Origin of the sequence: Streptomyces sp. NPDC020884, from assembly GCF_044333935.1 — a bacterium.
Classification (GTDB): Bacteria; Actinomycetota; Actinomycetes; order Streptomycetales; family Streptomycetaceae; genus Streptomyces.
Genome location: NZ_JBIRRY010000009.1, coordinates 331,706 through 353,036, shown reverse-complemented (window position 1 = coordinate 353,036; position 21,331 = coordinate 331,706). Strand labels below are relative to the sequence as shown.

Annotated in this window: 21 protein-coding genes and 1 riboswitch; of the genes, 4 read left to right on the top strand and 17 right to left on the bottom strand. The window is 72.1% G+C overall.

The genetic code is table 11. The annotated features are described in order from the left end of the window. Positions 1–9 precede the first annotated feature (9 nt). The 12 genes from ACH4UK_RS27275 to ACH4UK_RS27220 all read right to left on the bottom strand — a co-directional run bounded on the left by ACH4UK_RS27275 (position 10) and on the right by ACH4UK_RS27220 (position 13,069). Positions 10–480, bottom strand: a complete 471-nt coding sequence (locus ACH4UK_RS27275) for a septum formation initiator family protein (RefSeq protein ID WP_398360482.1) — start codon at positions 478–480, stop codon at positions 10–12. Between the two features lie 104 nt (positions 481–584). Beyond that, positions 585–1,865: a phosphopyruvate hydratase gene (gene eno, locus ACH4UK_RS27270; protein ID WP_398360480.1), complete on the bottom strand. Its 1,281-nt coding sequence runs from the start codon at positions 1,863–1,865 to the stop codon at positions 585–587. Between the two features lie 334 nt (positions 1,866–2,199). After that, positions 2,200–2,916: a transglycosylase family protein gene (locus ACH4UK_RS27265; RefSeq protein WP_398360478.1), complete on the bottom strand. Its 717-nt coding sequence runs from the start codon at positions 2,914–2,916 to the stop codon at positions 2,200–2,202. A 5-nt stretch (positions 2,917–2,921) separates the two neighbouring features. Further along, positions 2,922–3,102, bottom strand: a riboswitch (cyclic di-AMP (ydaO/yuaA leader). A gap of 289 nt (positions 3,103–3,391) precedes the next feature. Beyond that, the gene (locus ACH4UK_RS27260; RefSeq protein WP_398360476.1) at positions 3,392–4,414 is read right to left on the bottom strand and encodes a transglycosylase family protein; all 1,023 of its coding nucleotides are present in this window, start codon (positions 4,412–4,414) and stop codon (positions 3,392–3,394) included. Between the two features lie 176 nt (positions 4,415–4,590). Next, on the bottom strand, positions 4,591–5,892 hold the full coding sequence (locus ACH4UK_RS27255) for a cytochrome P450 (RefSeq protein WP_398360475.1): 1,302 nt from the start codon (positions 5,890–5,892) through the stop codon (positions 4,591–4,593). Between the two features lie 9 nt (positions 5,893–5,901). Beyond that, positions 5,902–7,440: a tetratricopeptide repeat protein gene (locus tag ACH4UK_RS27250; RefSeq protein WP_398360473.1), complete on the bottom strand. Its 1,539-nt coding sequence runs from the start codon at positions 7,438–7,440 to the stop codon at positions 5,902–5,904. 41 nt (positions 7,441–7,481) lie between these two features. Then, complete coding sequence (locus ACH4UK_RS27245) at positions 7,482–8,486, bottom strand: nucleoside triphosphate pyrophosphohydrolase (RefSeq protein WP_398360471.1); 1,005 nt, start codon at positions 8,484–8,486, stop codon at positions 7,482–7,484. Positions 8,487–8,532: 46 nt separating this feature from the next. Continuing rightward, positions 8,533–9,183 (bottom strand): SurA N-terminal domain-containing protein, encoded by a 651-nt coding sequence (locus tag ACH4UK_RS27240; protein ID WP_398360470.1) that lies wholly within the window; start codon positions 9,181–9,183, stop codon positions 8,533–8,535. Between the two features lie 139 nt (positions 9,184–9,322). Then, the gene (locus ACH4UK_RS27235; protein ID WP_398360468.1) at positions 9,323–10,981 is read right to left on the bottom strand and encodes a protein kinase; all 1,659 of its coding nucleotides are present in this window, start codon (positions 10,979–10,981) and stop codon (positions 9,323–9,325) included. After that, complete coding sequence (locus tag ACH4UK_RS27230) at positions 10,978–11,571, bottom strand: hypothetical protein (RefSeq protein ID WP_398360466.1); 594 nt, start codon at positions 11,569–11,571, stop codon at positions 10,978–10,980. The genes ACH4UK_RS27235 and ACH4UK_RS27230 overlap by 4 nt, the downstream gene beginning before the upstream one ends. Before the next feature lie 137 nt (positions 11,572–11,708). Next, positions 11,709–12,323: a cysteine hydrolase family protein gene (locus ACH4UK_RS27225; RefSeq protein ID WP_398360641.1), complete on the bottom strand. Its 615-nt coding sequence runs from the start codon at positions 12,321–12,323 to the stop codon at positions 11,709–11,711. Further along, on the bottom strand, positions 12,323–13,069 hold the full coding sequence (locus ACH4UK_RS27220) for an N-acetyltransferase (protein WP_398360465.1): 747 nt from the start codon (positions 13,067–13,069) through the stop codon (positions 12,323–12,325). Before ACH4UK_RS27220 ends, ACH4UK_RS27225 begins: the two co-directional genes overlap by 1 nt. Positions 13,070–13,185: 116 nt before the next feature. Here ACH4UK_RS27220 and ACH4UK_RS27215 point away from each other — a divergent pair, with 116 nt between their 5' ends. Together ACH4UK_RS27215 and ACH4UK_RS27210 are read left to right on the top strand one after the other, a co-directional pair. After that, positions 13,186–13,752, top strand: a complete 567-nt coding sequence (locus ACH4UK_RS27215) for a GNAT family N-acetyltransferase (protein WP_398360463.1) — start codon at positions 13,186–13,188, stop codon at positions 13,750–13,752. Between the two features lie 82 nt (positions 13,753–13,834). After that, a complete protein-coding gene (locus ACH4UK_RS27210; protein WP_398360462.1) occupies positions 13,835–14,500 on the top strand; it encodes a hypothetical protein in 666 nt (221 codons plus the stop codon). Between the two features lie 70 nt (positions 14,501–14,570). Here ACH4UK_RS27210 and ACH4UK_RS27205 read toward each other — a convergent pair whose 3' ends face one another. Continuing rightward, complete coding sequence (locus ACH4UK_RS27205; protein WP_398360460.1) at positions 14,571–15,353, bottom strand: HNH endonuclease family protein; 783 nt, start codon at positions 15,351–15,353, stop codon at positions 14,571–14,573. Between the two features lie 183 nt (positions 15,354–15,536). Then, complete coding sequence (locus ACH4UK_RS27200; RefSeq protein WP_398360457.1) at positions 15,537–16,472, bottom strand: hypothetical protein; 936 nt, start codon at positions 16,470–16,472, stop codon at positions 15,537–15,539. A 115-nt stretch (positions 16,473–16,587) separates the two neighbouring features. On the opposite strand from ACH4UK_RS27200, the gene ACH4UK_RS27195 reads away from it, so the two are divergent. Continuing rightward, on the top strand, positions 16,588–17,175 hold the full coding sequence (locus ACH4UK_RS27195; RefSeq protein ID WP_398360455.1) for a TetR/AcrR family transcriptional regulator: 588 nt from the start codon (positions 16,588–16,590) through the stop codon (positions 17,173–17,175). Positions 17,176–17,320: 145 nt separating this feature from the next. Here ACH4UK_RS27195 and ACH4UK_RS27190 read toward each other — a convergent pair whose 3' ends face one another. The 3 genes from ACH4UK_RS27190 to ACH4UK_RS27180 are packed head-to-tail and all read right to left on the bottom strand — an operon-like array spanning position 17,321 to position 20,749. After that, positions 17,321–19,381: an NACHT domain-containing protein gene (locus ACH4UK_RS27190; protein WP_398360453.1), complete on the bottom strand. Its 2,061-nt coding sequence runs from the start codon at positions 19,379–19,381 to the stop codon at positions 17,321–17,323. A 52-nt stretch (positions 19,382–19,433) separates the two neighbouring features. After that, complete coding sequence (locus ACH4UK_RS27185) at positions 19,434–20,213, bottom strand: GntR family transcriptional regulator (protein ID WP_398360451.1); 780 nt, start codon at positions 20,211–20,213, stop codon at positions 19,434–19,436. After that, complete coding sequence (locus ACH4UK_RS27180; protein WP_398360639.1) at positions 20,210–20,749, bottom strand: UTRA domain-containing protein; 540 nt, start codon at positions 20,747–20,749, stop codon at positions 20,210–20,212. Before ACH4UK_RS27180 ends, ACH4UK_RS27185 begins: the two co-directional genes overlap by 4 nt. A gap of 143 nt (positions 20,750–20,892) precedes the next feature. Here ACH4UK_RS27180 and ACH4UK_RS27175 point away from each other — a divergent pair, with 143 nt between their 5' ends. Beyond that, positions 20,893–21,285 carry an ATP-binding protein gene (locus ACH4UK_RS27175; protein WP_398360449.1) on the top strand — a complete coding sequence of 131 codons (393 nt, stop codon included), beginning with the start codon at positions 20,893–20,895 and terminating at the stop codon, positions 21,283–21,285. The last annotated feature ends 46 nt before the right edge of the window (positions 21,286–21,331 follow it).

Genomic DNA, 21,331 nt, shown 5'->3' with positions numbered 1-21,331 from the left:
GTCGGTCGGTCAGTCGCGGTCGGCGCTGTCCACGCCGTCCCAGAGGTTCGAGTGCCAGGGGCGGTCGCTCGCACCCGGCTCGCCGCGCCGGTCCTGAGCCGCGTCGGGGTCGGCCACGGTGTAGCCGGTCTCCCCGGGGAGGACGTAATGGAGGTGCTGGCGGGCCAGACGCATGATGTACGCGTCGTCCTGGAGCCGCGCCTTCTCGTCCCGCAGCTCCTCGGTGCGCTGCTCCGCCTGCTGCGAGAGCCGCTCCTGCTCGGCGATCTCGTCGCGCTGGGAGACGTACTGCCGCATCGGGTAGGCGAGCGCCACCACCAGGGAGCAGACCACCAGCGCCAGGAACGCGGCCCGGCCGGTGAGCCGGGAGCGACGGGCCTGGCGGCGGTTCTGGGATCGGTACACGCGGGCCGCGGTCTGCTCGCCGAGCAGTCGCAGCCTGGTCGCGGTGGAGAACCGGTCGCGGTCCTTCCCGGCCATGTCTCCCGCCTCCCCGTTACGCACGTCCGTCCCCGCACACGGTACGGGACCGAGTGCGGGGACGGACGGAGGCTATGCCTTCGGCCCGGGACGGGCCATCGGGATCAGCCCTTGAAGCGCGGGAAGGCGGAGCGGCCCGCGTACACCGCGGCGTCGTCGAGGATCTCCTCGATGCGCAGCAGCTGGTTGTACTTGGCGACACGGTCCGAGCGGGCCGGGGCGCCGGTCTTGATCTGGCCGCAGTTCACGGCGACGGCGAGGTCGGCGATGGTGACGTCCTCGGTCTCGCCGGAACGGTGCGACATCATGCACTTGAAGCCGTTGCGCTGGGCCAGCTCGACGGCGTCCAGGGTCTCGGTCAGCGAACCGATCTGGTTGACCTTGACGAGCAGGGCGTTGGCGGAGCCCTCCTCGATGCCGCGGGCCAGCCGCTCCGGGTTGGTGACGAAGAGGTCGTCGCCGACGATCTGGACCTTGGCGCCGATGCGGTCGGTGATGACCTTCCAGCCGGCCCAGTCGTCCTCGTACAGCGGGTCCTCGATGGAGACCAGCGGGTACGCGGAGACGAGCTCCTCGTAGTACTCGGTCATCTCGGCGGCCGAGCGGGACTTGCCCTCGAACTCGTAGACGCCGTCCTTGTAGAACTCGGACGCGGCGACGTCGAGCGCGAGCGCGACGTCACGGCCCGGGACGTAACCGGCTTCCTTGATGGCCTCGACGATGAGGTCCAGGGCGGCGCGGTTGGACTCCAGGTTCGGGGCGAAGCCGCCCTCGTCGCCGAGTCCGGTGGACAGGCCCTTGGTCTTGAGGACCTTCTTCAGCGTGTGGTAGATCTCCGCGCCCCAGCGCAGGGCCTCGGAGAAGGACTCCGCGCCGATCGGCGCGATCATGAACTCCTGGATGTCCACGTTGGAGTCGGCGTGCGAGCCGCCGTTCAGGATGTTCATCATCGGAACGGGCAGCAGGTGCGCGTTCGGGCCGCCGAGGTAGCGGAAGAGCGGCAGGTCGGACGCCTCGGATGCGGCGTGCGCGACGGCGAGCGAGACGCCGAGGATGGCGTTCGCGCCGAGCGAGGCCTTGTTCTCGGTGGCGTCCAGGTCGAACATCGCCTGGTCGATGAGGCGCTGCTCGGTGGCGTCGTACCCGACGAGCTCCGGGCCGATCTGCTCGATGACGGCGAGGACGGCCTTCTCGACGCCCTTGCCCTGGTAGCGGTTGGGGTCGCCGTCGCGAAGCTCAACAGCCTCGAACGCACCGGTGGAGGCGCCGGACGGAACAGCAGCACGACCCGTGCTGCCGTCGTCGAGGCCAACCTCGACCTCGACCGTGGGGTTGCCCCGGGAGTCGAGGATTTCCCTGGCTACGACGACGTCGATGGACGGCACGAGGCATCTCCTTCTGGGATATGACGCTGGTTGTGCAGGGTCACTGTGGCCTTGCGACACGAGCCTATCGGGCGTGGCCGCGTCGGCCAGCCGACCGCCCGCCTCCTGGGACGAAAAAGGACCCAAGGGCTTGCATCACCGGACAAATCTCTAGAAATCTACTGGACAGTAATAAGCGCTGCCGACAAGAGGTGAACGCATGCGGGCCTCCCGGACACCCGCCGTTCACGAAGAACCCGGCCCGGCGCGCTGGGGGGAAGAGCGCGCCGGGCCGGGAAGCCGTGCGAGGAAGAGTGCCGCCGGACGCCCTTCCTCCGGGGAGGAGAGACGGCGATTACTTCAGGTGGAGCTGCTGGCCCGGGAAGATCAGGTCCGCGTCCTCGACGATGTCGTCGTTGAGCTTGAAGACCTTGCTCCAGCCGCCCTTGACGTCTTCCGCCTGGGCGATGCTGCTCAGGGTGTCGCCGGCCTTGACCTTGTACTCGCCGTCGCCCTTCTTGACCTTGTCGCCGGTCGGGGTGGTGACGGTCTTCTTGCTCTCGGCCTTCTTCTCGGCCTGCGGAGCGGTGCGCTGCTCGGAGCGGGTGGCGGGCTGCTCGGCCTGACGCTCGGGCTGCGCCTGCTCGGACTTGCTCTCGGACTGGCCGGAGCCGGTGTTCACGCCCGGGTCCACACCGTCGTTGGTGAGGCCGCCGGCGCCGGCGCAGGCCCAGGCGCCCGGACCCTGGAGGTCCAGGAGCTTCTCGGCGGCGGCGATCTGCTGGTCCTTGGAGGCCAGGTCGGCGCGGGAGGCGTACTGCGTACCGCCGGCGGCGGCCCAGCTGGACTGCGAGAACTGCAGTCCGCCGTAGTAGCCGTTGCCGGTGTTGATGGACCAGTTGCCACCGGACTCGCACTGGGCGACGGCGTCCCAGGTCTCGACGGAGGCGGCGGAGGCGCTGGTCGCGCCCATCAGCGGGACGGCGACGGCCGCACCGGTGACACCCGCGAGGGTGGCGAGACGGACGGTCTTCGAGGGGCGGCGGTGCTTGCCCTTGCTGTTCAGCAGCATGGAACGAATCTCCTCACCGACGCCTACGAGGTGAGCTGTCGGGTTCGGGCTGATGAGTTGCCCGGTCGCGCAGTGCTGCGCGACTTCACCCCAAGCCGTTCCCGTACGTCCCCGTCGGTTCGACGAGGCGTCCGGACCCGGCGGCTTACCTGGGTCCCCCGCTCCTGCCTACGGCGCTTACGCGTCTGTTCCCTTCGACCGACGGCAGGATTCGGCGTGACGGTCGACGGGGCCCGCGGTGCGAGCGGCTCCGACCGTAAACACAGGCAACCCCGACATTCAAAGATGGACATAGGGGGCAATCACCCCGAACTCGCAGCAGTCGGCGGACCGTTTCCGCAGGTCGGGGGCGATACGCCCGGACCGGCCGGACGAAACGCGCCAGTTGAAGCAAAGAGACCCATGTCTCACTTACGCAAAAGTGGACATAGGCCTCTGAACTGCCCGGATTTTCGGGGTGTTTTCCCGAATTGGATCAGTTGGCGGCAGGCTCCTCGACGCCCTCCGGCGCACCCTGGTCCGTGACCTGGTCCAGGCCCAGATCCAGGTTCTGGCCGGGCAGGATCAGGTCCGGGTCGGAGCCCAGGAGATCCTTGTTCGTCTCGTACAGGCCGGTCCAACCGCCGGGAAGCTCCTGCGCGTCGGCGATCGCCCAGAGGTTGTCCCCGGGCCGGACCGTGTACCCGCCGGCAGTCGTGGCGTCGCCGTCCCGGGCGTCGCCCTCGCCGCGCGAGGCGTGCCGGCCGGACTCGCGGGAGCCGTCACCCTGGCCCGCGTCGGCCTCCTCGGGCGCGGGGGCGCCCCGGTGCTTGCCGCCCTGGCCGTCCTCGCCCTTCGAGGCGTCGGGGGCGCCGGAGGGGTCCTTGGCGTCAGGGGCGTCGGAGGCCGGCGGGGCGGTGGGCGTCACCGAGGAATCGGGAGCCTCGCCCTCCTTCTCCGTACCGCCGCTTTCACCCTTACCCGACTTGTCGCCCTTCTCGTCCTTGTCAGCTTCGTCGGACTTGCCGGATTCATCCGCTTCACCGGTTGCGTCCGTTTCGTCGGTCGCATCCGCCGCGTCGGTCGGGTCGGCCGTCGGGTCGGCGGACGGCGAGGTGCCCGGGTCGACGCCGGGCAGACTGCCGTCCACGGCGAGTCCGGAGATCACCGCACAGCTGGGCCACGCCTTCGGCCCCTGGTCGTCCAGGACCTTCTCGGCGACGGAGATCTGCTGCGAGCGGCTGGCGAGGTCGGCGCGGGGCGCGTACGCCGTGCCGCCGTACGCCGACCAGGACTCCTGCGAGAACTGGAGCCCGCCGTAGTAGCCGTTGCCGAGGTCGGCGCTCCACATGCCGCCGCTCTCGCACTCCGCGACCCGGTCCCAGGTGGAGGCCTCGGCCGCGTGCACGCCGGTGGCGCCGAGGAGCGGGATGGCGATGGCCGATCCCGTCACACCGGCGGCGACGACGATGGCGGGTGCCTGGCGAGGTCGGCGGTGTCTGCCGTTCGCGGAGCCCATGGGTATGCCTTCCGTGCGACTGACAAGCGAGTGACTCGAGCGCCGTGCAGCAGGAATCCGTGCCTGCACCGGCGCACAAGTGACGCGTGGGCAACGAGCGACCGACGCGTCGAACCGTGAACCTAGCGGGACTCGAACGTGTGTCACAAGTCGATGCAGCGCAGATCACGTGAAAGTCACAGAGTTGACAGGGTGTCACTTTTTTCGGAACGACTGCCCGGCTCGAACTCGACCGGAAGAGTGCGCAGTCCCCGCATGATGAGCCCGCCACGCCAGCGCAAATCGGCAGCTTCTCCCGCAAGTCGCAGGTCAGGAAGGCGCCTCAACAGCGTGGCCAGCGCGGTCTGTCCCTCCAGCCGGGCCAGCGGCGCCCCCAGGCAGTAGTGGACGCCGTGCCCGTATCCGAGGTGCTGATTGTCACGCCGGGCGAGGTCCAGGGTGTCCGGCCCGGCGAACCGCTCCGGGTCCCGGTCGGCCGCCGCCAGCACCACGAGGACGGGATCCCCCGCGGCGATCTCCTCGCCGCCCAGGGTCAGCGCCTCGGTGGCGTACCGCCAGGTCGCCATCTCGACCGGGCCGTCGAACCGGAGCAGTTCCTCGAGCCCGGTGGCCAGCAGCGCACTCTCCCCCGCCTCCAGGGAGGCCTCCAGCCGGGCGCGCTGCTCGGGGTGGCGCAGCAGGGCGTACGTGCCGTTGCCGATCAGGTTCACGGTCGTCTCGAAGCCGGCGAACAGCAGGATGAACGCCATCGCGGCCGCCTCGTTCTCCGTGAGGTGCTCGCCGTGGTCGCTGGCCCGGATCAGCCCGGAGATCAGGTCGTCGCCCGGATCCTCCCTCTTGCGGTGGATGAGTTCGGCGAGATAGCCGCGCATCTTCTTCACCGACCGGGCGACCCCGCCGCGCGGCCCGCCGCCGTGCCGGATCATCATCCCCGCCCAGTCCCGGAAGTCGTCCTGGTCCTCGCGGGGAACGCCGAGCAGGTCGCAGATGGCGTAGATGGGGAGCGGGAAGGCGAAGTCATGGATCAGATCGGCCTTGCCCTCCTCGATGAACCCGTCGATGAGCCGGTCCGTCAGCTCCTGCACGCGGGGCGCGAACTCCGCGACCCGGCGCGGGGTGAACGCCTTGGACACCAGCCGGCGCAGCCGGGTGTGGTCCGGCGGGTCGATATTGAGCAGATGCGTCATCAGCTCCGCCTTGCGCTCCCCCGGGATCCCCGTCTTCCCCTTGGCGTGCGGCGACTCCGCGTGGTGGGCCGGGTTCTTGGAGAGCCGGGCGTCGGCGAGCGCCTGCCTGGCGTCCCCGTACCGGGTCACGAGCCAGGCCTCGACCCCGCTGGGCAACACGGTGCGGTGCACGGGGCGGTGCTCGCGGAGCCAGGCGTACGCGGGGTAGGGGTCGGTGGCGAACTCCCAGGTGAAGAGTTCGGGGGCGGCCGGGGCGGCGGGGGTGTGGGGGCAGGCGGGAGTGTCGTTCACTCCTCGACGTTATCGGGCGGGGTGCCGGTGGCCGCGCGCAGCGGGCAGGGCCCGCACCGCGGCGGGGTGCCCGGCTTCGGCCGCCCGGGTCAGCCAGCTCTGCGACCGGGCGGCCAGCACCATGCCCAGCTGGTACTGCGCCCGTACGATGCCGGCCTCGGCGGCCGCCTCCAGGTACGGGATAGACTCCGCCACATCGTTGCGCGCGGCGAGCAGCTCGCCGATGGTCGCCGCCGATTCGGCGTGGCCCGCGTCCGCCGCCTTGCGGTACCAGTGCAGGGCGGTCTCGATGTCGCCCATCACGGCGTTGATGTAGCCGAGGACCACCGGGACCTCCGGGTCGCTGTCGGCCAGCGGCACCAGCGCCTCGTGCGCGCGCCATCTCACCGTCCAGCGCTCGGCCTTGTCGGGTGCCACGACGAACGCGAAACGCCACAGGACGGTCGGCACGGGCGGGCTGTCCGGCCGTGCCTCCGCATCCGCGACGAGCGAGCCGAAGACGGCCCAGGCGGCCGGCCGCTCCCCCGGCACCGGGGTCAGCAGCCCGCTCACCCCGTGCCGGACCTCGGCGGCCCAGGCGAGTGCGTCCTCGAAGGACTCCGCCCCGGCCGCCGCGGACGCTTCCGGATACAGGTCCTGCGCTTTGCGCAGCGCCTGCCCGGAGACCCGGGACACCCCGCACCGGGCGAGGTCGATCGCCGCCCGCACCAGCAGGTGGCCGCGCGGGTGGGCGTTCGGCCGGCGCGCCCGCCGCCACTCCTCCATGAGTTCGGGACCGACCGCGAGGTACTCGGGCACGGTGTGCTCACCGCGCCACACGGCGGCGGCCCGCAGACGGGGCTCCCCGCCCGGAGCGGCCAGGCCCGCCAGCTCGCCCTCGCTCCACACCCGCTGCAACTCGACCGGCTCGGCCCCGCTCAGCACCCCCGCGCGGGCCGACGTGCCGAAGCGGCGGGCGTCGTAGGCCTCGTCGTCCATCGTGGCGAGCACGGGCACGCGCAGCCGTACGAGCTCCGCGAGAACCGTCGGCGTCAGCCCGTGCTCGCCCAGGTGGCCCGCCAGGTCGTCCAGCCACAGGACGCAGCTCTCCTCGCCCCGCCCGCGCAACACCGCCGGAAGCCCCCGCAGATCCGTCCCCGGCTGCGGGGCGAGGATCCGGGCCGTCTTCGGAAGATGCCGCATCAGCGCGGACCACACCGTCCGGCTCTTGCCGGAGAGCGGGGCGCCGGTCACCACCACCAGCCCGCCCGACCGGGCCGCCTCACCGACCTGGTCGTCCAACTCCGCGTCGCAGTCCCGCTCCGCATAGGGCGGCAGCGGTGACTCGCCGGGCAGGCAGCGGGTTCGCCGCACCCCGAGAGCGATCGGGTCGGCGGTGTCCAGCCGCGGCCACTCCGGGACCGGCGGCAGGGAGGAGTGCGCGGGCGCGTAGTAGTGGTGCACGCCGCCGGTGACGGATCCGGTCTGGACGACCGGGGCGTGGAAGGCGCCGCCGGAGACGGAGTTGTCGGTCTCCGGGTGGTCCGGTACCTGCCGCTCGGTGTCCATGCCCGTCCCCCACCCCTCGTGAAGCCCCTGGTGCCACCGTACTAACCCGCCCCGCCCTCCGCCGTCACGATCGCGTCGCGGTAGGCGCGGGCCGCCGCGCGCAGGGCTGCCTCCGGGTCCGCGCCGTCGGCCTCGGCGCGTACGGCCAGGGCGAGGAGCTCGTAGCCGATGGTGTCGCCGGCCGGCAGCGGAACGGTCAGTCCTGCCGTACGGACCCGGCTGCCGAGCTTCGCGGCGAGGGCCAGGCCGGGCTGGCCGAGGGGGACGCCCTCGGTGACCGAGGTGCGCTGCTTCTCGATCGCCTTGGTGCGCAGCCAGTGCGCGTGGACGTCCTCCGGGGTCTCGGCACTCTCGTCGCCGAAGACGTGCGGGTGGCGGTGGATCAGCTTCTCGACGAGGCCGCCCGCGACGTCGTCGATGGCGAACGGCTCCGCCCCGTCCCCCGGGCGGCCTTCCTCGGCGATGCGCGCGTGGAAGACGACCTGGAGCAGGACGTCGCCGAGCTCCTCGCGCAGTTCGTCCCGGTCGCCGTCCTCGATCGCCTCGACCAGCTCGTACGCCTCCTCGATGGCGTACTTGGCGAGGCCCCGGTGCGTCTGCTGCGAGCTCCAGGGGCACGCGCGGCGGATCCGGTCCATGACCTGGACCAGGTCCAGCAGGCGGGCGCCCGGCAGGTCGTACGAGCCGGGGAGCAGTTCCAGGTCCGGCATCCGCACGCGTCCCGAGCCGCCGAGGCGGGCCAGGCCGTCGGTGAGGGCCCCGTTCCCCTCGCCGCCGGTCAGGACGACGACGGTCCGGCCGCCCGCGCAGTCGGCGACCAGTTCGTCGGCGGAGGGCGCGGCGTGCTCGACACGTACGCCCGCCTCGCGCAGGTAGGGCAGTTGCGGCTGCTCGGGGTCCGCGCACAGGACGCGGTCGGCGGCGTGCAGCGTCTGCCAGGCGGGCCAGGACAGCAGGCCGGGCGCGACCCGATGGCTGGCGGTGAGCAGGATGACGCGGCCGGGGTCGGCGGAGCTGTCGGGGGCTGCGGGGGCTTCGGCGTTCACCCTGCGAACCTACCCCCGGCTCCGGCGGCTCGGGCCCGGGGCCGGCTCAGGCGCCCGTCGGCTCCTTCGGCGGGAACTCGGTGACCTGGGTGATCCAGGGCGCGCTGTAGTTGCCGAGCTGCATCTTCTGGTCGTCCCAGGCGCCGAAGCGCGGGTTGACGTCGATGTCGAGGGCCTTCGACGCCTTCGTGAGCGCCTGGCCGACGGTCTGCTGACCGGCGGGGGTGCCGAGGTCCGCGCCGATGGCACGGGCGAGCTTGGGGAGCTGGACCTCCTGGCGCATGTCGGTGTCGATCTGGTCCGGGGCGACCCAGCGCTGCTGGAGCATCATCGCCACGAACTGCTCCTCGCCGCCCTGCTGCGCGCGGTTGGCCTTCCGCATCTCCTGGATCTCCTTGCGGGTGACCGTGACCCCGGCGTCCGCGGCGGCCCGGTCCAGGATCCGGCCGAAGATCATCCCGTGCAGCTTGGCGCGGTTGAGCTGGCCCGACTTGTTCACCAGCTGGGCGGCCTGCGGGGAGCTCTCCTGGGCGCTGCGGACATCCGCGGCGCGGGCCTGGACCGCGGACACCTCGATCCGCTCACCGCCCACGACGGCCGCGGCGCCGGGATGGGCCTGGTTGCCGCAGGCCGAGAGGAGTGGTGCGGCGACGAGCGTTGCGGCGAGGACGGCGAGCGCGGTACGACGGCGGTGCAAAGGAGCCTCCCGTGGAGAGTTTGTGCATCGGTGCACAAAGCCTTGCGGTGATCGATGTTAGGCAGTGGATGTGGCCCGTGCCACTGATTCGACCAACGATTCGGGAGGAGTTGGGGATGTGGTCCGGTATGGGCTGCTGTCAGCCCCCGCGAACGTCCCGCTGGTGGCTGAGGAGGCGGCGCAGGTCCGCCGGCAGCGGGTGGTGCGGCCCGTAGGTGCGCTCGGCGTCGTACAGCAGGGCCTGGAGCTGTGCCCGGCCCGCGGTGTGGTCGCCGACGGCCAGGAGCAGTTGTCCGATGCGGTGCCGGATGTCGAGGGCGCGGCCGGGGTCGGAGGTGATCGCCCCGTAGGCGTTCTCGTAGTACGGGAGGACCGCGCGGTACTCGCCCAGCGCGGCGCCGGCCTCGCCGAGCTGTTCGAGGCACTGGGCCGCGTCGTAGCGGAACTGGAGGGCCTGGGCGTCGGCCGGGCCCGCCCCCGCGGCGCGGTCCTCGGCGAGGCGGCGCAGCTCGGGCAGGGCGCGGCGGTACTGCCCGTCGTCCATCAGCGTCGCGGCGTACTGCTTGCGCAGGATGCGGACGACCGGGGAGTGCTCGCCGTGCTCGGCGGCGGCGGCCGGCAGGGTGGCGCCGAGGACGTCCACGGCCTGGGTGATCCGGCCCTCGCCGAGCAGCTTCTTCACCTCGTCCACGGCCCGCGCGACATCCGGCCGGGCGGGCGGCGGGGTGGTCGTGGGGGGAGGGGTGCCCGGCGGCAGGTGGGCGGGGCGTGCGGGGGACGCCGGGACGGCCGGGGGCGGGGTGAAGGACCGCTGGGCGGCGACCGTGGGCGGCGGCGCGGCGAAGGTGGCGGGTGCGGGCACGGAGGCCGGGGTCGCGGCCCGGTCCGGCCAGGGGGCGTGCGGCCGCAGGAACGGGCGCGTCGGGTCGAGCGGCGCGGCCGGGGTCCCGTGCTTCGGCAGCAGCGGGGCGAGGTCCTCGTACACCTCCTGCGCGGAGGCGGGCCGGTCCTGCGGGTCCTTGGCGAGGAGCCGCAGCACGAGGGCCTCCAGCGCGACGGGCACCTCGGGCCGGGCCTGCCGGACCGGGACCGGGGCCTCGTAGAGGTGGCGGTGCAGGACGCCGAGCGCGGTGGATCCGGCGAACGGCACGTCTCCGCTGAGGAGTTCGTGCAGGAGGACCCCGAGGGCGTACAGGTCGGTGTACGGGCCGACCGCGCCGCCCATCGCCTGCTCGGGGGCCATGTAGGCCGGGGAGCCGATGGGTGAACCGGTGTGCGTGAGGCGGGTGGTGTCCGTGTCGAGGACGGAGGCGACGCCGAGGTCGAGCACGGTGACGGTCCCGTCGGGGCGGACCATCACGTTCCGGGGCTTGAGGTCGCGGTGGACGATCGGCACCGCGTGCACCGCGCAGAGGACCGCGCAGAGCTGGGCGGCGACCGCGACGGCCCAGGGCCAGGGGTAGGGGCCCTGCCGTCCGGTCAGATGGTCGGCGAGGTCGGCGCCCTCGACGTACTGCATGACGAGGTAGAGGTCGTCGTCGTCGCTGCCGGCGTCGTGGACGGTGACCAGGCCGGGGTGGTCGACCTGCGCGGTGACCCGGCACTCGCGGACGAACCGGCGGCGCAGCTCGTCGGCCGCGTCGCTGCCGGTGGGCCCGGCGACCCGGTCGGGGCGCAGCAGCTTCACGGCGACGCGGCGGTCCAGGCGCCGGTCGTACGCCGTCCACACCTGGCCCATGCCGCCCTGGCCGAGGATGCTCGCCAGTTCGTACCGGTCGGCGATGGTCCGCCCGGTCACCGGCCCTCGCCCTCCTTGCGGAGGTAGTCGCTCAGCTCGTCCAGCTCGGCGCGGACCTGGTCCAGGCGCTGGGGCGCGGGCTTGGGCGTGGGCGGCGGGGTCGGGACGGTGTACGGGTTGGGCTGCGGGTGCTGCTGCTGGGCGGGGCGCTGCTGGACGGGGCGCTGTTGGACGGGGTGCTGGTACGGGCTCTGTGCGGTGTGCGGGGCCGCCCCGGCGTACGGGGGCGGCGGGCCGAGGGTGCTGTAGTGGCGTATCTCCGCGTACAGGTAATAGGTGATCACCCCGGCCAGCACGCCGACGAGCCAGAGCATCATGATCGCCGCCTGCGCGTCCGTCATCTCGTCGGGATCGTCCGGTGTGGCATTGATGAAGGCGAACAGCCCGATGTTGAGGACGATCACGACCGCCAGCAGGGCCCAGTCGCGCGGCTTGCGGGTGACGAACGCGAGCCGCAGCATCGCCGCCCAGCCCAACAGACCGCAGCTCAGCACGGTCACCACCACGAGGATCACGCGCACGGTGGTGAGCGTCGCCGGGGACGGCCGGGGTTTCGTCGGCTGCTGCGGCGTCGGGCCGTAGCCGTGCATGTGCTGCTCCTGGGACGCGTATGTCGGACGTGTGGGGTGAGCGTATACACCTCCGCCGACCGACCGTCCCCGGTTGGGCCCAACGTTGTGCCCAACCGTTGTGCTTCGGCCCGCCGGTGGCGCGACCGTGCCGTCCTTCAGCCCGCCGTGCGTCCCCCCGGCCGGCGGCCCGCCGCCCGGACGCCGCCGCCGAAGTCCACCTCGGCCGACGGCAGTACGCGCACCCGGCGGCCGGGGAAGCGGAGGTGGCGGTAGATCTCGTTGTGGTGTGCGACGGATTCCTCCGGCGCGGCGTACGGGCCGGGGCCGGGCCGGACCGATGTGGTGTGCCCGTCCGCCACGAGCACCACGTCGTACCCCCGGCTCAGCGCCTGCCGGGCCGTGGACTCGACGCAGATCTCGGTGGCGAACCCGGTGACGACGACCTCGGTCACGCCCCGGGCCCGCAGGACCGCGTCCAGTTCCGTGTCCAGGAAGCTGTCCGGGGCGGCCTTGGGGACGACCGTCTCACCGGGTGCGGGGGCCAGTTCGGGCACGATCCGCCAGCCCTCGGTCCCGGGCTCCAGCTCCTCGTCCCCCTGCTGCACGAGCACCACCGGCGCACCCGCCGCCCTGGCCCGCTCCTGGAGACCGGCGATGGCCGCTACGGTGCCGGACGCCCGGTGCGCCATCGCCACCAGGGCGTTCTGCATGTCGACGACGAGGAGCGCGGGGACGGGGGCTGGGGGTGCCGCACTCGGATCTCCGGGCATCACAGCCGGTGCCGTACCCAGACGTTGGGCTCGACGTAGACCGCGTATCCGTGCGCGAGCGCGCAGTGCACCGGGACGAGCGCCCCCGGCACCTCCACCGGACCGTCCGTGTCGAACGGCAGCCCGGTCCACTCCCGCCACTGCGCGAGCGAACCGCTCACGGTCATCGACACGGTGGCGACCGAGTCCACCGTCCCGCCGGCCCGGACGTGGACCCGCAGCCAGGGGTCCTCGGGCAGCCCGTCCTCGGGGCGGGTCAGGCGGGCGTACTCCTCCATCGGCAGACCGGCCCGCAGATGCTTGCCGCTGGGCCGCACCGGGGCGACGACCTCCCGGAAGCCGAGCCGTTGCGCGTTGTCCCGCATCGCGGCGAGCATCCGGCCCGAAAGGCCCTTGCCCTGATGGCCGGTGGCCACCGTGATCTCGATCGCGCCGACCGTGTCGGGCGTCCGCCCGCGCCGCAGGTCCGCGAGCGCCCACAGCAGCATCCGGTCCCAGCCGCCGACCGGCAGTTCCCCGCGCCCGGGGGCGTCCAGCACGAAGGGCACGCTGTAGGCGCGGGCGACCACGGATCCCCCGGAGTCGGTGGCGACCAGTACGTACTGGGGGAACTCGACGGCGATCCGTGCGAAGTTCGCCCAGCCGACGATGTCCTCCAGCACGAACTCCGGCCAGGTGTCCGGCATCCCGTCCAGGGCGTCGGCGAGCTCCGGGCGCTCGGCGAGGGTGGTGACGATCAGCTCCATGCGCCCGACCCTAAGCAGCTCGCGCCTCTCCGACCAGCGAATATCGACTCCGTACCGGCGCGTGCACCGGTGGGACGACGCCCCGCGCCACCGCCGCCCGGCTAGCGTCTCGCCGCATGACGACGACACCGCCGCGCTCGCGTTCCTCCTCCTCCGGCCCCGTCCTGATCCGTCCCTGCCGGGCGGCGGACCTCGAACTCCTGGAGCGGCACATGCCCTCGCCCGGACGGACCCGGCGGCACGCCGCCCGGTTCGACCGGCAGGAGCAGCGGCTCAGCACCTTTCTGACCGCCTGGATCGACGACGTACCCGTCGGATCGGCGCAGATCCTGTGGCAGGGCTGCGCCGCCCCCGAGGTCCAGGCCCGCTTCCCCGGCTGCCCCGAGCTGAACGGGCTCGGGATCTGGCCGGCGGACCTGCGCTCCCGGGGCATCGGCACAGCGCTGATCCGTGCGGCGGAGCAGCGGGTCCGTGAGGCGGGCCATGACCTGATCGGCCTGGGCGTGGACGACGCCAACCACCGGGCGGCCGCGCTCTATCTGAGGATCGGCTACCGGGAGACCGGCTGCCGCTATCGGGACCGGTACGCGTTCCTCGACGCCGACGGTGTCCGGCAGGAGGTCGCGGATCCGGCCCGCTTCCTGGTCAGAGGCCTCGGCGGGGCCTCTTCCGGACCGGAGTGAGCCGGGCGGAACCGTGAGGTGTGCATGCCGCGTCCCCACCCGTGACTTCGTCCCCGTGCACCACCCGTCGAGGAGCAGAACCATGACCCAGCCCGGTACGACACCGCCCCGCCCCCGGAGAGCCGCCGGGTGCCTGCAGAGCCTGGTGGTGCTCGCGGTGATCCTCGGGCTGGGCTACGGAGCGTCCAAGATCTTCGGCGACGAGTCCTCGAAGTCCTCGTCGTCCGCCTCGTCCTCGCCCTCGTCCGCCTCGGACGGCAAGGGCGGTTCGTGGAAGATCGGTGACTGCGGAGGGCCGGACCCGGAGAACAAGCCCGACGGATACCGCGCCTTCGACTGCGACGAGTCGGGAGCGACCTTCGAGGCGCTGGAGATCAAGAGCGCGAGCATCCTGCCCAACGCGATCCAGTGCCCGGCCGGGACGGACCTGATCATCCAGGTCTCGCGGGTCTTCGGCTCCGGCGACGGCAAGAAGGGCGGCGGCATCCCCACCAACACCGTCTGCGGCCGCAACCTGACCGGGGAGCACCCCGGCGACGCGGGCGCCGGAGGCGGCCAACTCGTCGAGGGCGACTGCGTGTCGGCGACGGCCCAGGAGGTCGCCTGCGCCTCGGCCGGGGCGGACGGCTTCAAGGTCCTCGGGCTCGTCAAGGAGAAGACGGACTGCCCGGCGGCGACCACGGAGCCCATGCAGCTGATGATGGCGATCGGCCGCCCGTACAACGTCATCTGCGGCGGCAAGGTCTAGCCGGTCCGGTGCGGAAGGCGCCTCCGGCTGGGCCGTGCCCCCACCCCCGCCGGGGCGACGCGGGTCCGGGTCAGCCGCCGCACTGGGCGAGCATCGCCCGCTTGTCGGCCGTCGTGACCGGGAGTTCGTACTTGAGCGAGACCTGGGCGAACCGCACCGCGTAGGAGCAGCGGACCGGCTTGTACGGCGGCAGCCAGGAGGCGGGGCCCGAGTCCCGCTTGGCGTTGTTGGCCGGTCCGTCCACCGGGACGAGGTTGAGCGGGTCGTTGGCGATCTGCTCGCGCTTCGCCTCGTTCCAGCGGGCGGCGCCCATCTGCCAGTCGTAGGACAGCGGCATCACATGGTCGATCTGCACCCGGGTCGCCTGCTGCTTGCGCCACTCGATGCTCTCGCCGGTGTAGGGGTCCTTGAGAGTCATCGACATGACCACGCAGTCGGATCCGGCCTTGTGCTCGATGTCCTTGCCGTCCCGGGCGAGCAGGTCGTTGCGGGTGTCGCAGCCGTTGCGGGCGAGCGGGATGCCGTCGATCCCGTCCTTCCAGGCGTAGCCGAACTTCTTCCGCTCGTAACCGGTCTTTGGCCCGCGCCCCTTCGTGGCCACCTGCTCGATGACCTTCCGGGCGGCGGCCCGGTCCGCATCGGTGGTGAGAGGGGCCAGCCCCGGCTTCGTCCCGTCGGGGTTCTCGAGCGGACTCACGCCGAAGCCCTCGGCGGACCGCGCGCCGCCGTTCGCCCCGCCGCTCGTGCCGCCGCCGTCGGCGGAGAGGTCGTCGGGGTCGCAGCCCGCCAGGGCGAGCACGACGAGAACGCCGAGGGCGGGCAGGGCCGCTCGGTGCGTACGGGGAGATATCACGTGAAGCCGTCCTGACGGGGAGAGGACCGAACGCCGAGAATCCTATGGTCGTCTTCCCCGCCGGGGGCGCTTCCATGACTGCGCTTCAGCGAACGACGTCCACGGCCGCTTCAGGACCCTGCACGCCCCCGAGCGTGGTGTCGGCCACGCCCGGCCACGCCCCCGGGCACGCCCCCGGGCGGGTCATACCTTCCCGATGCCGAGGGTGTTCTCCGCGGGCAGCATCCCCGAGCCGATGACCTCCAGCCAGGGTTCCCCCAGCAGTTCCACCAGCCGCTCGCGCCCCGGCTCCCCCAGCGCCCGCCACGGTGCGGCGGCCTCCTCGTCGGTGCGCAGCTCCACCTGCGCGCGCAGTGCGCGCCCCGCGTCCGTGGCCGTGCCGTCCGCCGCCTGCAACAGCCCGCGCTCCCGGAGCCGCCCCCGGGCCGCGCCCCACTCCTCGGCGCTCCATCCCCGGCTCGCGAACACCTCGGGGGCCGCCGCGCCGACCGCCGCGAAGGAGACCAGCGACTCGACCGGGTCGAGGCCGGCCGCGGTCAGGGCGGCGATGTGCCCGTCGCCCCGGTGTTCGCGCAGGACGGTCGCCGCGTGCCAGAGCGCCAGGTGCGGGGCGTCCGGCCAGGGCAGGGCGGAGTTGGCGGGCCCGAGGCCGCCGGGGATCCCTGACGCCGCCGACGCCGCTGACGCCGCCGCCTCCGCTGACGCCGCCGCCGACACCGCCGTCACTGCCGACGCCGCCTCCGCGGCGCGGCGCGCCAGCGCGGCGGCCTCGGCGAACTCCGGTCCCTCCACCCGGTCCCCGAACAGCGCCCGGTAGGACCGGTCGACCGCCCGCAGCCGGGCCGCGAGCACGGCCTCGGGGGCGGCGGTCGCCCAGACGCCCGGAACGTGACGCTCCACCATCGCCGGAGCGAAGCTGTGGAACGTCCGCACCGCCTCCTCCGTGCCGACCGCGCCCAGCGGAGCCGCCCGCCAGGCGAAGTAGCCCGCCCAGCGCTCAGCGGTGTCGTACCCCAGCGCGACGGCCTCCTCGACGGCCTCGGGGGCGTAGTACAGCACGGCGTGCAGGGGCTCCAGGAGGTGCCACATCTGCCGCACACGGGCCGGTTCTCCGGTCATGATCTCCACCTTCCCGGACGGGAATCGCTAATCTTGCCAGTGACTAGATCGGATCCCCAGCATGCACACCTCCACCAGAACTTGTCAATGACTAGATGCCGGGTAGGGTGCTGCCATGAACAGCGAGCGCGAGCGCACCTACCACCACGGCGACCTGCGGCGCGCCATCCTGACCGCCGCCCTCGACGCCATCGCCGCCGACGGCCCCGGGTCCCTGAGCCTGCGCGACCTGGCCCGCCGGGCCGGCGTCTCGCACGCCGCGCCCGCGCACCACTTCAAGGACCGCACGGGCCTGCTGACCGCCGTGGCCGCCGAGGGCTACGCCCTGTTCGCCGACGCGCTGGCCGGCGCGCCGGACCTCCGGGAGCGGGGCGTGGCGTACGTACGGTTCGCGGCGACGCATCCCGCGCACTTCCAGGTGATGTTCCAGCCGGACCTGCACCGCACCGACGACCCGGACCTCCTGGCCGCCCGGTCGCGGGCGACCGAGGCGCTGCGCGCGGGCGTGGCGGACCTCCCGCCGGACGGCCGGGGCGAGGACGACCGCCTCGCGGGGGTGGCCGCCTGGTCACTGGCCCACGGCTTCGCGACACTGCTGCTCAGCGGCAATCTGTCGGAGGCGCTGGAGGGCCGGGACCCGGAGGAGACGTTCCGGGCCCTGACCGGCCTGATCTTCGCGCCGGAAAAGCGGCGCGACGGCTGAGGCGGCCGTCCCCTAGGCTGCCCCTCATGGGCGTTTCCTGAGCGACGAACGAGGTCCCGCACCGGGACCGGAAGCAGCCCGGCGTCGGAGGCCGGGCCCCTCAGCCGTGGCTTCTCGGGCTGACGCAAGACGAAGCCCCGCCCTCCTACGGAGTCCGGACCGTGGCAGGGTCAGGCGCAGGTGCGGTGGGATGCGTGAGCGGAGCGGGATGGCGCGTGAGCCACTCCTGGAACTCACGGTGCCGGAACTGGTAGACGCCGCCGGTGATGCGGATCAGCCCCGCCGTGTGACACCAGCCCAGGAAGCGGCTCAGCTTGAACGGGGCTCTGCGGAAGTGAACCAGCAACCAGCACAGGTACATCACCGTGTCCCCGCTGAGCGCGCAATAGAGCAAGCCGAACAGGACAAGGGGAGGCAAGGCAGTCCCCAGTCCCAGACCCGCGCGGAGGCCCAGGCCCAAAAGCACGCCAGCGGGACACAGCAGGGCGAGAGCAACCAGGGCGCCGCCACGAAGCCAGCCCGACGGGCCGATGACGGCAGCGTCCAGGGCGTGCCCGGCGACGAGACCGGCGTACAGAGTGAGCGTGGGCAGGATGGCCAGCGCCATGGTCCAGTCACCCATCCCACCGAGCTGCTCCGGGGCCAAAGTCCGCCACAGGACCAGGGCGGGCAGAACCGACGACACCAGGACGCCCCAGCGGTTGCGTCCCGTCAGGACTGCTTTAGCCGCTACCGCCCATAGCGGGCTGCGCCACGGCGGCAGCCCCATAGTGGCGTGAGGCAGCAGACGTATCCCCCGGGGGCGCAGGAGCAATAGAGCCATCACCGCAATGCCTACAACAAGCAACGAGACTCCCCAGTCAAGGCTTCCTCGGAGCCCATGCGGGAGATAGACCCTCAGCGTGACCAGCGTCAGGAGGCCGACCGTCACGGCGTACAGCACTCGGGCCCACAAAGCTCCTGGGGAACGCGCCAACTCCGGCAGCACGAGCGTGTTCGCCCCTCCGCCCCGCGCCTCCAACCGCAGCGCCAGCTGGTGCAACCAGGCGTGCGCTCTTTCCGGGGAGTACCGAGCGTCCTCATCCACGGCGCGCACGGACGCGGGGATGAAACGGGCGAACATCCTGTCCGTGACTTCCTGCTCCGTCCGGGCCCCCAGCAACTCCCCTGGATCGTTGCCCCGTTCGTAAGCCGTCGCCATGGCTACCAGCCGCCACGGCGTGGAAAGCGATCGAGACAGGACCCCTTGCGGATGGGCACGCAGCTCGTCCAGGACCGGACGCCAATCCCCCTCCCGGTGAACGGCGTCCTGGCGCATCGCGAGGAAGCGAACCGCCTCGTGGGCCTCCACCGGATCGATCTCGACCCGAGCGGAGTCCAGCATGGGCCTGCCAGACGCCTCAAGAACGTCATACAGGTCGGTCCGGCAGGTCAGGACGACCGGTGCCGGCTCCAGCCCGCACTGGTAGTCGGTCAGTACATCCAGCACCTGCTGCGCTCGTGACTCCGGGAGCGGCGTTCCCGGCTCGTCCAGCTCGTCGAGCCCGTCGAGGACAGGGAGCACCAAGCCCAAGTCCATCAACTGGGCGGCATGCGCGGAGGTACAACCGTAGTCCCGAACGAGATGCCTAACGCCCCAGTCGCGAAAGAACTCCTGCCGCCCCCAGTCACCGAGCGGCAGCAGCACGGGCACCGGTTCCTCCTCCGACCGGCTCCTGTTGAACTCCGCGACGAACGCTCGCGCCAGCACCGACTTCCCAGCCCCCGGCTGTCCCGTGATCACCAGGCGGCGAGGGCGGACGGCCCGGTAGTCCGCGCCCAGCCCGTCCAGCGTTCCGTTTGGAACCAGGGGCCTCGTCGCGCTCCTCGCGTGCGGAGAAGGTCGGAAGGTGAACGAGACGCGCACGGGAACCCGGTCGCCGCCGATGACGCGCCGCGACAACAGTTCGGCGCTAGTCACTGCCTGCGCCAGCCTCCCTGTCAGGGCCGCTCTGCCCTCCGCCGGAACAGCTTCCGTGCCTGGCCAAAGAGCGACGGTCTGCGCCAAGACACCCAGCGCCACGGTGACCACGGCCACCCGGTCCGTCAGGTTCTTGGCACCCTCACCGAAGGCCAGTACGTACGTCAGGCAGAACACCAGCATCACGCACGTACCCGTGATCAGAATGGTTCGGGCTCGCCGCCCTGCCAGCCGGTTCCTCTTCATCCATACCACTCTGCCACCCCTCACTGACACCCATGGGGAGAGTGCGCGGGCGTCACTCGGGCGTGAACTCGTACTGCACCTCATACAGATGCCCCGCCTTGACCATCACCGTGGCCTCGATGGGCCGGTCGTCGTCGCTGAACACCACCCGCAGGGTGCGCAGGACCGGCAGATCCCCGGGGAGCCGGAGCAATCGGTACTGCTCCTGGGTCGCGACGCGGGCCGAGACCCGGTCCACGCTGAGCCGGGGCGGGTAGCCGAGCGAGGCCAGGAGGGTGGGCGTGCCGCCCGGGATGCGACGGCGTTCGGTGATGGCGGTGCCTTCGGCGATGTCCAACGGGTAGTACGACGCGACGAGTTCTGCGGGCTCGTCGTCGATCGACAGCAGTTGGTGGCGGAGGATCGCCGTGCCGCCCGGCTGGAGCGCCAGCGCGTCCGCGACATCCGCCGGAGGTTCGGCCTCCGTGACGTCCAGGAGGGTGCTGCGGGCGCGAGCGCCGGAGTTCGCCGCCTCGGTCAGCCAGCGGTAGGGCTCTCCTGACGGGGAGGGCGCCATGTACGCGGCCGGCCGTATCGTGCGCTGCCGGTGTTCGCGTACGGTCACCGACGCGCCTGCCCGGCCGACCACGAGGTGCTCGCCCTTGAGGAGCTGCAAAGCCTTCTGAACGGTGGCGTTCGCAGCGCCGAACCGCTCCTTCAGCTGCGCGGTGGAGGGCAGGCTGTCGCCCGGCGCGAGGTCCCCGGACATGATGTCGTCCCGCAGATCAGCGGCGATTCGCTCGTGCAGGGGGCGGCCGTCGGCCTCTTCCGTCTCCGGTCCGTGCACCGTCATCCGATCCTGATCTCGTACCGCAGGTTCTGGCCTCGGGGAGGCATGACCATCACATCGACCTGGACAGGCCGGCCATCGGCGTCCAGGGTGAGCCGCGTCAGTTCGAGGACCGGCTCGTCCGCCTTCAGGTCCAGGTCAGCCCGCTCGCTCTCGGACGGCATGCGAGCAGCCACGTCCTCTTGCGCCCGGACACCGCTGTGGCCGAGTTCGGCGAGCAGCCGGACGGCTCCTCCCCGGATCTTCGCCGTGGCCGCAAGCCCGGTGCCCCGCGCGATCTCCACGGGGTAGTAGGTGTCGGTCAACTCGCACGGCTCGCCGTCGAGGTGCATGATCCGCCGCCGCGCGACGACAAGTCCGCCCCGCCCCACCGCGAGCAGGTCGGCCACGCGCTCCGGGGCGGTGATTTCCCCGGCACTCACGATCTTCTGCGTGCCCCGCCGCCCCGCCGCCGCTGCCTCGGCGCTCCAGACGTCACCTCCGCCGTCCGCCGGCGTCAGGTAACGAGTGGACGCGCTGATCACTTCACCCTCGCCCATGGCCTCCTCCTTCGCCGACGGCGGACCTTGCCGGTGCACACGGTAGGCGACTCCGTCGAACACCCCAAAGGATACCTTGCCGCCTTTCGCGAATAGCAGTACGGTCATCCCGTTACGGCCCACGAGCAAGGCGGTGAACCACCGTGTCTCTTTCGCAGTTACGGCGCTTCCCCCGACGGCGCACATCCGTCGGTGCCTCACGCACTTTCGTCGTCCACGTCCTCACGGAGTGGCAGCTCACGGATCTGATCGACGACATAGAGCTCTGCGTCTCGGAGCTGGCGACCAACGCCCTGCTCCACGGCGTCCCACCGGGGCGGGAATTCGCCGTTCGGCTCGATCTCGCGGATGACCTTGTGCGGCTGGAAGTCCGGGACACCGGCGACGGGCGGCCGGAGGTTCAGCACCCGGACGAGAGCAGTTGCTCAGGGCGCGGCCTTTTCCTCGTCGGTGAACTCGCCGCAGACTTCGGCATCGACCACCACATCGTGGGCAAGACGGTGTGGGCCGCGTTCAAGCGAACCCCAGCGCCGTAGCGTCGCACTGCCCGACGTATCGGACCCCGCCGGCAAGCCCGGCGGG

What these genes read in the sequence shown, in the direction of transcription:
- ACH4UK_RS27275 (WP_398360482.1), bottom strand. Translation starts at nt 480, where the DNA reads ATGGCCGGGAAGGACCGCGACCGGTTCTCCACCGCGACCAGGCTGCGA.
- ACH4UK_RS27265 (WP_398360478.1), bottom strand. Translation starts at nt 2,916, where the DNA reads ATGCTGCTGAACAGCAAGGGCAAGCACCGCCGCCCCTCGAAGACCGTC.
- ACH4UK_RS27260 (WP_398360476.1), bottom strand. Translation starts at nt 4,414, where the DNA reads ATGGGCTCCGCGAACGGCAGACACCGCCGACCTCGCCAGGCACCCGCC.
- ACH4UK_RS27250 (WP_398360473.1), bottom strand. Translation starts at nt 7,440, where the DNA reads ATGGACACCGAGCGGCAGGTACCGGACCACCCGGAGACCGACAACTCC.
- ACH4UK_RS27230 (WP_398360466.1), bottom strand. Translation starts at nt 11,571, where the DNA reads ATGCACGGCTACGGCCCGACGCCGCAGCAGCCGACGAAACCCCGGCCG.
- ACH4UK_RS27225 (WP_398360641.1), bottom strand. Translation starts at nt 12,323, where the DNA reads ATGCCCGGAGATCCGAGTGCGGCACCCCCAGCCCCCGTCCCCGCGCTC.
- ACH4UK_RS27220 (WP_398360465.1), bottom strand. Translation starts at nt 13,069, where the DNA reads ATGGAGCTGATCGTCACCACCCTCGCCGAGCGCCCGGAGCTCGCCGAC.
- ACH4UK_RS27215 (WP_398360463.1), top strand. Translation starts at nt 13,186, where the DNA reads ATGACGACGACACCGCCGCGCTCGCGTTCCTCCTCCTCCGGCCCCGTC.
- ACH4UK_RS27210 (WP_398360462.1), top strand. Translation starts at nt 13,835, where the DNA reads ATGACCCAGCCCGGTACGACACCGCCCCGCCCCCGGAGAGCCGCCGGG.
- ACH4UK_RS27200 (WP_398360457.1), bottom strand. Translation starts at nt 16,472, where the DNA reads ATGACCGGAGAACCGGCCCGTGTGCGGCAGATGTGGCACCTCCTGGAG.
- ACH4UK_RS27195 (WP_398360455.1), top strand. Translation starts at nt 16,588, where the DNA reads ATGAACAGCGAGCGCGAGCGCACCTACCACCACGGCGACCTGCGGCGC.
- ACH4UK_RS27190 (WP_398360453.1), bottom strand. Translation starts at nt 19,381, where the DNA reads ATGAAGAGGAACCGGCTGGCAGGGCGGCGAGCCCGAACCATTCTGATC.
- ACH4UK_RS27185 (WP_398360451.1), bottom strand. Translation starts at nt 20,213, where the DNA reads ATGACGGTGCACGGACCGGAGACGGAAGAGGCCGACGGCCGCCCCCTG.
- ACH4UK_RS27180 (WP_398360639.1), bottom strand. Translation starts at nt 20,749, where the DNA reads ATGGGCGAGGGTGAAGTGATCAGCGCGTCCACTCGTTACCTGACGCCG.